Below are 12145 nucleotides of genomic sequence, written 5' to 3'. Positions count from 1 at the left end.
GGCGGAGGCGGTGGCGGCGCTGCCGGGCGCGGCGGTGCTGCGGCCGGCGGAGGAGCTGCAGGCGGCTGGGGCGGTGCAGCCGCCGGCGGCGGAGCCGCGGGGCGTGCGGGTGCTGCAGGCGGCGCCGCGCCTGGCGGTCCCTTCGGCGGCTGCTTCGGTCTTCCGTCAGGGCCCGCGTCCTGCGGCTGGGCCTGAGCGACGACGAACGGCGCAGCGTCTTGCGCATGCGATGCGGTGTTGGCCAATTGCATCGCGGTCAGAGCCGTCGTCGCAAGCAGCACGAAACGAAGGTTGGTCATGTGGTGAACTTCCCCGGAAGGTTCTTTGTCGAAGTGTCGGGATGAACGGCCAAGCGTTAGGCCGCATTGTGGCGGGCGATGCAACTGCGACCCGATTTATTTCTGCACGCAAATCATCTCACTATGGCAACGTTCATTGCGCATTCAGACGCTGGTGGCAATCGCCTCACATTGCTTCGCTGCTTCACGCGTGATCGCGCGGCGGAATCGCATCCGTCGCAGGATTGGGCGTGAGCGGCCCGTTCGGTCCGCGCGATGGGATCTCCTCAGGCATGCGGCCCGGCAATTCGTCGGGCCGCGGCGGCGAGCCGGGCTCGCGCACCGGCGGCGTGATTTCGGGCTGCGGATTGCCGGGCGGGATTCCGGGCGGCGGCTCAGTCGGCGTACCGGGCGTCGACGGCGGAATCTCGGGCGGTTCAATCGGCATCGGCATCATCGGGATCGTTGTCAGAGAACAACAACGAAGGTGCAGCACCGATGTTCCGCGTCACATCGCTTCGGAGACCGGATTATTCCGGCGTGTGGCAGACCGCTTCGATGTTGTGGCCGTCGGGGTCGAGCACGAAGGCGCCGTAATAGTTCGCGTGATAATGTGGGCGGATGCCGGGCGGGCCGTTGTCGCGGCCGCCGGCCGCCATCGCCGTCTTGTAGAACGCATCGACGGTGGCGCGGTCATTGGCGCGGATGGCGACATGCACCGGCTTGTTCATCGCGCCTTCGCCCCCGATCCAGAAATCGGGCTTGCCGTCGGCACCGAAGCCTGCAGCCGCAGCGTGTCCGGTCTGCTCGGCAGTGACCTCCATGATCAGGCTGTAGCCGAGCGGCGCCAGTGCCTTCGCATAGAACGCCTTGGCGCGCTCATAGTCGGAGACGGAGAATCCCAGATGATCGATCATCGCAACCTCCCTTGTTCGTACCCGTCAGCGGGACAAAAACGTATTGCTTCGTGTCTTGCGTGCGATCGTAAAGCCGCGCCCGACCATGTCGGCAATACAATCCTGCTGCCATTCGTTTTGTGACAGATGCTCGATCACCACCGCACGTGGCCAGAGCGATTGCGGCGCGTCGCGGAAGAAGCCGATCAGCACGCGGTCCTCAAAGCCCTCGACGTCGATCTTGAGCGAATCGACTTGGCCGACGCCGGCCTCCTCCAGAATGCGCACCAGGCGCAGCGACGGCACCTTGATGGCCTCGGCACTGGCCGTGCCGGTGACGACGTGGGTGGCGCCGAGGTTGCCGCCGCCGCTCTCGATCATCAGATCGCCGTCGCGCTCGCCCGCGGCCGCCTGCACCAGGCGCACCTGCGGCATCTTCGATGCGGCGTGGTTGAACGAGAGCCGTCCGAAGGTCAGCGGATGCGGCTCGATCGCCACCACTTGTCCGGATGGCCCGACCTGCCGCGCCATCACCAGCGCAAAGGTGCCGACATTGGCGCCGACATCGACGAACGTGCCGCCCGCAGGGGTGTGCTGGCGCAGGAAGTCGAGCTCGTCGAGATTGTAGTCGGGATTGAACAGCGCGCCGCGCTCGGTCGCGCTGCCCTGGTGATGGAAGCGGAACGAGGCGCCCTGATATTGCACGTCGACCGGGCCGCTGCGCAGCAGGTTGACCAGCCGCGACATCCACGGCCGGAACGCGCCGCGCTTCAGCCCCGACCGTTGAGCGAGGCGGATGATCGCGGCCTGTGCCGCATTGGGCGCGAACGCGCCGAACGGTGCGGACGAAGGGGCATTGTCGGACGTCAAGCAGCAGATCCTCGTTGCAGGCGGCGCATGCATAACCGGTTTTGACGAGGACTCCAACGCTCGATCACAGTCCGGTAGCCCGGATGGAGCGCAGCGTAATCCGGGATTCTTGCCGCGCGGATGGACCTTCCCGGATTGCGCTACGCTCCATCCGGGCTACGGATCACGCCGCCTTCTTTGGCGCCTTGCGCTGCCGCAAGAACCGCCCCAGCAGCCGGCGCCGGCCCTTGCGCGGAATCAGGTCGATGTCGCTGACGAGCTTGGCGCCGCCCTTGCGCCGCTCCAGCACGATCTTGCGGCTGTGGAAAGCCTCCAGCTCGGCGCGATGCGCGACGCTGACGATGGTCGCCTTCGGCAGCGCCTCGGTGATCATCTGCATCATCTTGTCCTGGCTCTTCTCGTCGAGCGCCGAGGTCGCCTCATCGAGCACGACGATGTCGGGGTTGTGCAGGAGCAGCCGCGCAAAGGCGAGGCGCTGCTTCTCGCCGCCCGACAAGGTCTGGTCCCACGGTGCCTCCTCCTCGATCTTCTCCTTGAGATGATCGAGGCCGACCTTGTGCAGGGCTGCGCCGATCTCGTCCAAAGTCCAGTGGTCGGCCGCGCCGGGATAGGCGACCGCCCGCCGCAAGGAGCCGGAGGGCACATAGGGCCGCTGCGGCAGCATGAACAGCCGGCGATCGGCATGGAAATTCACGCTGCCGCCGCCCCACGGCCACAGCCCGGCGATGGCGCGCACCAGCGTGCTCTTGCCGGTGCCGGATTCGCCGGCGACCAGCAGCCGCTCGCCGGGCTCGATCACCACCTCGGTCTCGCCGACCACGGCGGTGCCGTCGTCGAGCGTGACCGAGAGATCCTTCAGCTCCAGCATGGCCTCGTTGCTGGTCTCGCCGCGCTTGATGCGGCCGAGGCCGTCGCCCTGCTCGGCGCGCTCGAGGCCGTCGAGCGACATCATCAGCGAGGCGATGCGCCGCGCACAGGCATTCCAGTCGGCGAGCCGCGGATAATTGTCGACCAGCCAGCCGAACGCGCTCTGCACGATCGTGAAGGCGGACGCGGCCTGCATCACCTGGCCCAGCGTCATGCTGCCGTCGAGGAACTTTGGCGCGCAGAGCAGAAGCGGCACGACCGGCGCAACGAGGCTCGATCCTTGCGACACCAGCGTGGTGCGCATGTGCTGGCCGGCAAGGCGCGCCCATTGCCGCAGCACGCTCGTGAAGTTGCGATCGATGCCGTCGCGCTCCTCCTCCTCGCCGCCGAGCAGGGCGATGCTCTCGCCGTTCTCGCGCACGCGCGTCAGGGTGTAGCGGAACTCGGCTTCGGCCTGGTTCTTGCCCTCGGAGACCTGCACGAAGCGCCGGCCGATCACCACGATCGATCCGGATGCGATCGCGGCGTACAGCATCGCGGCGATCACGAGGAAGCCGGGAATGGTCACCGACGAACCGCCGAGCGTGACGGTAAGTGCCCCGCCGATGGTCCAGAGCACGACGATGAAGGTCGCGGCCGACAGCAGCGCCGACGTCACGCCGGCGAGGAAGTCGACGGGGGAGTCGGTCGCAATCCGCAAATCCTCCGCGATCCGGTATTCGGGATTCTTGTGGTCGCCGCCGACAAGGTTGAGCTGATAGTAGCGCCCGTTCTTGAGCCACCGTGTCAGCACGCTCGCCGTCAGCCAGGCGCGCCAGCGTCGCTGGATGCCCATGCGCGCGAACACCTGCACGACTGCGAGCACGATGCTGCCGATCGCGAGCGGGAAGAACATTGCGGTGAGATGGAAGACGCTCGCCGCATCGCGCTTCTCGATGGCGTCGAAGATCGCGCGATTCCAGACATTGATGCCGTATTGGAAGCCGACGGTCAGCACGATCAGCAGGCCGAGACCAACCGAGAACGGCCAGGCGAGGCGGTCGCCGTTGCGGCCCCAGAAGCCGCGGGCGCTGATCCAGAACCGTGTCAGCAGATAATCCTTGCGGACCTGCTCGGCTGCCTCGGGTGACAATTCGGGGTCGGGTTCGACCAGTTCGGGCGGCGGCGGTGTCACTTCGTCGCCGTTCTCGCCCTGGATGTCGATGATGGGCGGCTTCTTGCCCTTTTCACGCGTTGCGGCCGGCTTGTACATGAGCGGACAACGCCAAGGGAACTCGGCCGGTTCCCACGAGAGTTCCGCGTGCCCCTATTCGGCGGCGCCGTTCCTGACGCGCCGGATCCGCGCCGCCCGATGCAGAACGCGCGACAATTCCTCGATCGTATAAGGCTTTTGCACGAGGTCGCAGCCGCCTGTACCCTCCTGCGACAGGGCCTGGCTGTAGCCGGTGGTCAGCACGACCGGCACGCCGAGGCTGCGCTCGCGGATCGCCTGCGCCAGATCGAGCCCGGTCATGCCGGGCATCACCACGTCCGAGAACACGACATCGAAGCGGTCGGCATCCACGACGAGCTCGGCGAGCGCGTCGGCCGCGTTGTCGACCAGCGTGATGCTGTAGCCGAGCTCAGTGAGCCCGTCGGCGGCGAAGTTGGCCAGCTCGATATTGTCCTCGACCACCAGCACCGACATGCCGCTGCCGGCCACCGCCGGCGCCGTGTTGGGCGCTTGGCGCTGCGGCAGCAGGCCCGGCGGCACGCGCGGCAGATAGAGCGAGAAGGTGCTGCCGTGCCCCACCTCGCTCGTCACGGTCACCTCGCCGCCGGACTGCCGGGCGAATCCGAACACCTGGGACAGGCCGAGGCCGGTGCCGCGGCCGACCTGCTTGGTGGTGAAGAACGGCTCGAAGATGCGCCCGAGCCGCGCGGCGGGAATGCCGACGCCGGTATCGCTGACGGTGACGCGGACGAAGCCGTGGTCCGGGCTGGCCGAAAGCTGCACCAGCGCGTCCGGAACGGTCGTCGTGGCCTCGACCTTGAAAACGATTCGCCCCTGGCCTTGCATGGCGTCGCGCGCATTGGTCGCCATGTTGATCAGCGCCGTCTCGAACTGACTGGCATCGGCATTGACGAGGCACGGCTCCGCCGGCAGCTGCATGACGATCTCGATCGCGGGGCCCAGCAGCGTGGCGAGCATGTCGTGCAGCGACTGCACCCGTGCGCCGACGTCGAACACCTCCGGCTTGAGGGTCTGGCGCCGCGCAAAGGCGAGCAATTGCGAAGTCAGCTTGGCCGCACGCGCCACCGAATCGGCAATGGCCGTGATGTAGCGTTGTCGCCGCTCCTCCGTCAGCTGCGGACGGTTCAAGAGATCGACCGAAGCACGGATCACCGTCAGGAGGTTGTTGAAGTCGTGCGCGACGCCGCCGGTGAGCTGGCCGAGCGCTTCCAGGCGCTGGCTGTGCTTGAGCGCCTCCTCGGCCTCGCGCCGCTTTGCAGCTTCGGCCTGAAGGTGCTGGGTACGCCGCAGAGCGAGCACCAGCAGCAGGAACAGCAGCGCGGTGGCGGGAATGCCGAACACCAGATGCTGGCCGATGGTGGCGAGCCAGCGTGCGCGGATCGCAGAGGTCTCCAATCCGGCGCTGACATAGATCGGATATTCGGCGACGCGCCGGTAGGCGATGCGCCGCTCGATACCGTCCGAGGGCCAGGCGACCGTGATGAGGCCGTGCACGGGCTGGGTCGCGATCTTCTGGCCCACCGGTCCGGTCGGATCGAGCCGAAGCTCGTGGTCGAGTCGGGGAAAATGCGCGAGCATTGCGCCGTCGGTGCGCCCCATCGCGAAGAAGTTGCCGGGATCGGTGCCGATCCTGGCATAGAAGCTTTCGAAATATTCCGGCAACACGGAGGCCTGGATCACGCCGATGAAGCGACCGTCGTCGGACTCGCGGCGGCGGCTGACGCCGAAGAATCGGGCGCCCTGATAGGGCGGTCGTGGCGTCAGCGCCGTGCCGATGAACGTGCCGATGCTCTGGTCCACATGGGAATAGAAGTAATCGCGGTCGGCAAAGCTCAGGTCCGGCGGCGGCGAGACGAGGCTGTTGACCAGCGCCTTTCCGTTCGCGTCGAAGATCCAGGCCGATTTGAGCTGCGGCAGCGAATCGGTCAGCCGCTTCAGCCGGCGATGCAGCGTCGGCTCGCGCTCGCGGATGATGCCGTCGGGCAGACCGCGCACGACCTCGTTGAGCTCGGCGAGGCTGCGGTCGATGGTCTCGAAGACCTTGAGCGCGTGCTCATGGGCGACATCGACCGTGCGCTCGATCTCGCGGTCGGCGGTATCGTTGGTCGATGTGTAGGAGATCGCGGCGGCGACGACGAACAGCCCAATCGGCAGCGCCAGGGATGCCGCCATCATCCACTGCAACAGCCTCAGCGAGTTGCGTTGCGCCCTCTGCACAGTCGCTCCGTCCCTGACGGGAGCTTAACTGAATCCCGCGCAAGGAAGGAAGCAGCTTGTGCTGGAACCGTTGGTTGCGAGCCGGAAATTTGCGCGTCGAGCGGGTCAGAGAAAAATTCTGCTCGAATTAACGGCAAATGCAGAACACCCCGGCCGGTTTGGCCGGGGCGGAAGGGGGACTTCGCCTCAGATCTGGCGTTCGACCATCTTGAGCTTGAGCTCGGCGATGGCTTCGGCCGGGTTGAGGCCCTTCGGGCAGGCCTTGGCGCAGTTCATGATGGTGTGGCAGCGATAGAGCCGGAACGGGTCCTCGAGATTGTCGAGCCGCTCGCCGGTGGCCTCGTCGCGCGAATCCGAGACCCAGCGGTTGGCCTGGAGCAGCGCGGCGGGGCCGAGATAACGCTCGCTGTTCCACCAATAGCTCGGGCAGGAGGTCGAGCAGCAGGCGCAGAGGATGCACTCGTAGAGGCCGTCGAGCTTCTCGCGGTCCTCGTGGCTCTGGCGCCATTCCTTCTGCGGCGTCGGCGAGGTCGTCTTCAGCCAGGGCTCGACCGAGGCGTATTGCGCGTAGAAATTGGTGAGGTCGGGGACGAGGTCCTTGACCACCGGCTGATGCGGCAGCGGGTTGATCTTCACCGCGCCGTCCTTCACGTCGTGCATCGACTTGGTGCAGGCCAGCGTGTTCTGGCCGTCGATGTTCATCGCGCAGGAGCCGCAGACGCCTTCACGGCAGGAGCGGCGGAAGGTCAGCGACGGGTCGATGTGGTTCTTGATCCAGATCAGGCCGTCCAGCACCATCGGGCCGCAATCATTGGTGTCGATGTAATAGGTATCGACGCTTGGATTCTTGCCGTCGTCCGGATTCCAGCGATAGACCTTGAACTCGCGGAGCTCGGTCGCGCCCGGGGGCTTCGGCCAGGTCTTGCCGCCAGTGATCTTGGAGTTCTTCGGAAGTGCGAATTCAACCATTCGATTAAGGCCTTCGCTGTTCGATCAATACACGCGCGACGTTTAGTAAACGCGAGCTTTGGGCGGGATGTACTGCACGTCGTTGGTCATGGTGTAGTTGTGAACCGGGCGATACTCGATCCTGACCTTGCCGGCATCGTCCAGCCAGGCCAGCGTGTGCTTCATCCAGTTCTTGTCGTCGCGCTCGGAGAAGTCCTCGCGGGCATGGGCGCCGCGGCTCTCGGTGCGGTTGGCGGCCGAGTTCATCGTCACCACCGCCTGCGAGATCAGATTGTCGAACTCCAGCGTCTCGACGAGGTCCGAATTCCAGACCAGCGAGCGGTCGGAGACGGCGATGTCGGTGATGCCGCTGTGGACCTTCGCGATCAGGTTCTGGCCTTCGCTCAGCACTTCGCCGGTGCGGAACACGGCGCAATTGTTCTGCATCACGTGCTGCATGCCTTCGCGCAGCTTCGCGGTCGGCGTGCCGCCTGAGGCGTAGCGGTAATGGTCGAGGCGGCCGAGCGCCATCTCGGCCGAGTTCGTCGGCAGCTCGGGCTGCTTGGCATTGGGCGTGAGCTTTTCGGCCAGGCGCAACGCAGCGGCGCGGCCGAACACGACGAGGTCAATCAGCGAGTTGGAGCCGAGGCGGTTGGCGCCGTGCACGGAGACGCAGGCCGCTTCGCCGATCGCCATCAGGCCGGGGATCACCGCGTTGTCGTCGCCGTCCTTCTTGGTCAGCACCTCGCCGTGATAGTTCGTGGGGATGCCGCCCATGTTGTAATGCACGGTCGGCACGATCGGGATCGGCTCGCGCGTCACGTCGACATTGGCGAAGATCTTGGCCGATTCCGAGATGCCCGGCAGGCGTTCGGCGAGCACAGCGGGATCGAGATGGTCGAGATGCAGGAAGATGTGGTCCTTCTTCTTGCCGACGCCGCGTCCCTCGCGGATCTCGATGGTCATCGCGCGCGAGACCACGTCGCGCGAAGCGAGGTCCTTTGCCGACGGCGCATAGCGCTCCATGAACCGCTCGCCTTCGGCGTTGACGAGATAGCCGCCTTCGCCGCGCGCACCCTCGGTGACGAGACAGCCCGAGCCGTAGATGCCGGTCGGATGGAACTGCACGAACTCCATGTCCTGCATCGGCAGGCCGGCGCGCAGCACCATGCCGCCGCCATCGCCGGTGCAGGTGTGCGCCGAGGTGCAGGAGGCATAGGCGCGGCCATAGCCGCCGGTCGCCAGGATCGTGGTCTGGGCGCGGAAACGGTGCAGCGTGCCGTCGTCGAGCTTGAGCGCGATGACGCCGCGGCAGGTGCCCTGGTCGTCCATGATCAGGTCGATGGCGAAGAACTCGATGAAGAACTCGGCCGCGTGGCGCAGCGACTGGCCGTACATCGTGTGCAGCATGGCGTGGCCGGTGCGGTCGGCGGCGGCGCAGGTGCGCTGCGCCTGGGCCTTGCCGAACTCGGTGGTCATGCCGCCGAACGGACGCTGGTAGATCTTGCCGTCCTCGGTGCGCGAGAACGGCACGCCCCAATGCTCGAGCTCGTAGACCGCGTCGGGCGCGTTGCGCACCATGTATTCGATCGCGTCCTGGTCCCCGAGCCAGTCCGACCCCTTCACGGTGTCGTACATGTGCCAGCGCCAGTCGTCCTTGTGCATGTTGCCGAGCGAAGCGGAGATGCCGCCCTGCGCCGCGACCGTGTGCGAACGGGTCGGAAACACCTTGGTGATGCAGGCGGTGCGGAGGCCGGCTTCGCTGCAGCCGACGACGGCGCGCAGGCCGGCACCGCCGGCGCCGACCACGACGACGTCATAGGTGTGGTCTTCGATCGGATAGGCTTTTCCGTTGGTGGCGGGAGCGCCGTTGCCCTTGCCATTGGTCTCAGCGGCCATGGGTTACACTCCGGAAGAAAGCTTCAGGATCGCGTAGGTCGAGGCGAGCGCCACGGCGACCGAGAAGAAATTGTTGAGCATGATCGCGGTGAGCTTGAGCTTCTCGTTATGGACGTAGTCCTCGATCACCACCTGCATGCCGATCTTCATGTGCCAGGCGCTGGCGAAGATGAAGAGGAGCAGGATCACCGCAACGGGAATGGAGCTCAGGGTCTGCGCCGCGTAGACCTGGTTGCGGCCGAGCAGCATCATGATGATGACCAGCGCCGGGATCATCAGCAGCGTCATGGCGACGCCGGTGATGCGCTGGCGCCAGAAATCGGACGTGCCGGAATGCGCGGCGCCGAGATTGCGGACGCGCCCGAGCGGGGTGCGCATCGAGGGACGCTTCGGAGAGCCGTGGGACTCGTCAAAGCTCATCGGCCGCCTCCGTTCGCATAGGCGATGATCCAGATCAGCACCGTCAGTGCGATGCCGCCGACCAGGGCGCCCCAGGTCAGCGCTTCGCGCTCATTGGCCTTGAAGCCGTAGCCGAGATCCCAGACGAAATGCCGGATGCCGCTGAGCATGTGGTGCATCAGGGCCCAGGTGTAGCCGAACACGATGAGCCGGCCGAGGATGCTGCTGGAGAAGGCCTGGACATGGGCATAGGCGGCCGGGCCGGAGGCCGCGGCAACCAGCCACCAGACCAGCAGCAGGGTTCCGACGTAAAGGGCGATACCGGTGGCGCGGTGGACGATGGACAGAGCCATCGTCAGCGTCCAGCGATAGGTTTGGATGTGCGGCGAAAGCGGTCGTTCGATCCGTGCGGTCATGGGCGGCTTTTGATGTTTGTTGCGGCCCAGCATGGGGCGCGCGGGGATCGCGAAAGGTGGGCTCTATTTACGGAGTCGATCTGGCCTGCGCAATCACCAAATCGCCATAAACCGAATTGTGGTTCAGCTCTATGGCCTTGATGAACCAAGGCCAATCAGGGCCTTGGTATACCAGCCTATCGGTCCGCCAACGAACATAGGAATCTAAATTCATCTCTTTGGCGCGAGCGTACGGCGCATTGAAATCGCTATTGGAACGCCTCTAAGCCGCCTTGGCCCGTGCGGCCGCAACGTGCGAGGGGACGATGCCGAGGGTAAACCGTCTCGGCTGCGACCCACGGCGACTCCCGGCACGCGCACCGGTTCCCGCGCTCCGGGCGGATATGCGCACCCTGCATTCCACCCCAGCCCGACCGTGCGACGTGTCAGGTGCTATCTGTTGGTCTCGGCAGCCGGCTTGCTTCGTCGCAAGAGCTCCTCGCAATGACGCCGACAGAGCGGAGCTCTCTCACTTCTTCGCGTAAATATCCTTATACGTTTCGCGCAGCACGTTCTTCTGCACCTTGCCCATCGTATTGCGCGGTAGCTCGTCGACCACGAAGACCCGCTTCGGCATCTTGAATTTCGCGAGGCGCCCGTCGAGGCCCTTCAGCACGGCCGCTTCATCGATGCTCGCGCCGGGCTGGCGCACCAGCACCGCGGTGACGCCCTCGCCGAAATCGGTGTGCGGCACGCCGATCACGGCCGACTCCACCACGCCAGGCATGGCATCGATCTCGCTCTCGATCTCCTTCGGGTAGACGTTGAAGCCGCCGGAGATCACGAGATCCTTGCCGCGTCCGAGGATGTGCACGTAACCCTTGGCGTCGATCTTGCCGAGATCGCCGGTGATGAAGAAGCCGTCGGGCCGGAATTCGGCCTTGGTCTTCTCCGGCATGCGCCAATAGCCCTTGAAGACGTTCGGCCCCTTCACCTCGATCATGCCGATTTCGTCGCGCGCCAGCTCTTTCCCTGTCTCGGGATCGGTCACGCGCACGGAGACGCCCGGCAGCGGAAAGCCGACCGCGCCGGGCACGCGCTCGCCGTCATACGGGTTCGACGTGTTCATGTTGGTCTCGGTCATGCCGTAGCGCTCGAGCACGGCATGGCCCGTGCGCGCCGACCATTCGCGATGGGTGTCGGCGAGCAGCGGCGCCGAACCCGAGATGAACAGACGCATGTGCTTCGTCGTCTCGTGCGACAGCGCAGGGTTCTGCAGCAGGCGGGTGTAGAAGGTCGGCACGCCCATCAACACCGTGGCGCGCGCCATCAGCTTGATGATCAGGTCCGGATCGAGCTTCGGCAGGAAGATCATCGACGCCCGGGCGAACAGCGTCACGTTGGTCGCCACGAACAGGCCGTGGGTGTGGTAGATCGGCAGCGCGTGGATCAGGACGTCCTTGTCGGTGAAGCGCCAATAGTCGACGAGCGAGAGCGAGTTAGACGCGAGATTGTCATGCGTCAGCATCGCGCCCTTGGAGCGGCCGGTGGTGCCCGAGGTGTAGAGGATCGCGGCAAGATCGTCGCTTTCACGCGGCACCGTCGTGAATTCGCGGCTCGCTTTGTCGGCGGCCTCCGTCAGCGAGCCCTTGCCGTCAGCCCCGAGCGTCTCGACCTTCGCCCTCACCTTGCCTGCGATCGGCGCGAGCCCCTCCGCCTTGGCAGGATCGCAGACCACCAGCGACGGCTCGGCATCGCCGATGAAGTAGTCGAGCTCGTTCAGCGTATAGGCCGTGTTCAGCGGCAGATAGACCGCGCCGGCGCGCACCGTGCCGAGATACAGCACGATATTGGCGACCGACTTCTCCACCTGTACCGCGACGCGGTCGCCCGGCTTCACGCCGCGCGCGACCAGCACGTTCGCCATCTGGCCCGCGCGCGCGATCAGATCGCCATAGCTGATATGGGCGCCGTCATGCGTCTCGATCGCGAGCCGCTTCGGATCGGCGAGGCCCTCGAACAGGCGGGAAAACAAATTGGCGTTGGCAGCTTGGTTCATGCAACATTCCTCGCCGGCACAGGCCGGTCAAAACCGCGGGCTGGATTAGCAAAAACCGCCCCGATCAAGCAACGGAGACAGTT

General features: G+C 65.7%; 10 protein-coding genes and 1 pseudogene. All 11 read right to left on the bottom strand.

Going from position 1 to position 12145, the window contains the following annotated elements:
- Positions 1 to 299 (bottom strand): annotated as a pseudogene (locus I6F09_RS35225) (OmpA family protein); the annotation flags it as partial.
- 184 nt (positions 300 to 483) lie between these two features.
- Positions 484 to 726, bottom strand: coding sequence for a hypothetical protein (locus I6F09_RS35220; protein WP_036002774.1), 243 nt, complete (start codon positions 724 to 726; stop codon positions 484 to 486).
- Between the two features lie 82 nt (positions 727 to 808).
- Positions 809 to 1195 (bottom strand): VOC family protein, encoded by a 387-nt coding sequence (locus tag I6F09_RS35215; protein ID WP_036002763.1) that lies wholly within the window; start codon positions 1193 to 1195, stop codon positions 809 to 811.
- A 24-nt stretch (positions 1196 to 1219) separates the two neighbouring features.
- Positions 1220 to 2044, bottom strand: coding sequence for an FkbM family methyltransferase (locus tag I6F09_RS35210; RefSeq protein WP_225190085.1), 825 nt, complete (start codon positions 2042 to 2044; stop codon positions 1220 to 1222).
- Positions 2045 to 2207: 163 nt separating this feature from the next.
- Positions 2208 to 4163 (bottom strand): ABC transporter ATP-binding protein/permease, encoded by a 1956-nt coding sequence (locus tag I6F09_RS35205; RefSeq protein ID WP_225184214.1) that lies wholly within the window; start codon positions 4161 to 4163, stop codon positions 2208 to 2210.
- Between the two features lie 54 nt (positions 4164 to 4217).
- Positions 4218 to 6362: a hybrid sensor histidine kinase/response regulator gene (locus I6F09_RS35200; RefSeq protein ID WP_225190084.1), complete on the bottom strand. Its 2145-nt coding sequence runs from the start codon at positions 6360 to 6362 to the stop codon at positions 4218 to 4220.
- A gap of 186 nt (positions 6363 to 6548) precedes the next feature.
- Entirely contained in the window at positions 6549 to 7331 is a 783-nt protein-coding gene (locus I6F09_RS35195; RefSeq protein WP_036002750.1) for a succinate dehydrogenase iron-sulfur subunit, read from the bottom strand.
- A 42-nt stretch (positions 7332 to 7373) separates the two neighbouring features.
- Entirely contained in the window at positions 7374 to 9209 is a 1836-nt protein-coding gene (gene sdhA, locus I6F09_RS35190) for a succinate dehydrogenase flavoprotein subunit (protein ID WP_036002747.1), read from the bottom strand.
- 3 nt (positions 9210 to 9212) lie between these two features.
- Positions 9213 to 9629 (bottom strand): succinate dehydrogenase, hydrophobic membrane anchor protein, encoded by a 417-nt coding sequence (sdhD, locus tag I6F09_RS35185; protein WP_036002745.1) that lies wholly within the window; start codon positions 9627 to 9629, stop codon positions 9213 to 9215.
- A complete protein-coding gene (sdhC, locus tag I6F09_RS35180; protein WP_036002772.1) occupies positions 9626 to 10024 on the bottom strand; it encodes a succinate dehydrogenase, cytochrome b556 subunit in 399 nt (132 codons plus the stop codon). The genes sdhD and sdhC overlap by 4 nt, the downstream gene beginning before the upstream one ends.
- 508 nt (positions 10025 to 10532) lie before the next feature.
- Positions 10533 to 12062, bottom strand: a complete 1530-nt coding sequence (locus I6F09_RS35175) for a malonyl-CoA synthase (protein WP_225130240.1) — start codon at positions 12060 to 12062, stop codon at positions 10533 to 10535.
- Between the last annotated feature and the right edge of the window lie 83 nt (positions 12063 to 12145).

Origin of the sequence: Bradyrhizobium sp. IC3195 (assembly GCF_020193585.1) — a bacterium.
GTDB classification, from domain to species: Bacteria; Pseudomonadota; Alphaproteobacteria; order Rhizobiales; family Xanthobacteraceae; genus Bradyrhizobium; species Bradyrhizobium yuanmingense.
Note: the sequence above shows the minus strand (reverse complement) of the source record. Positions and strands in the feature narration are given on the sequence as shown.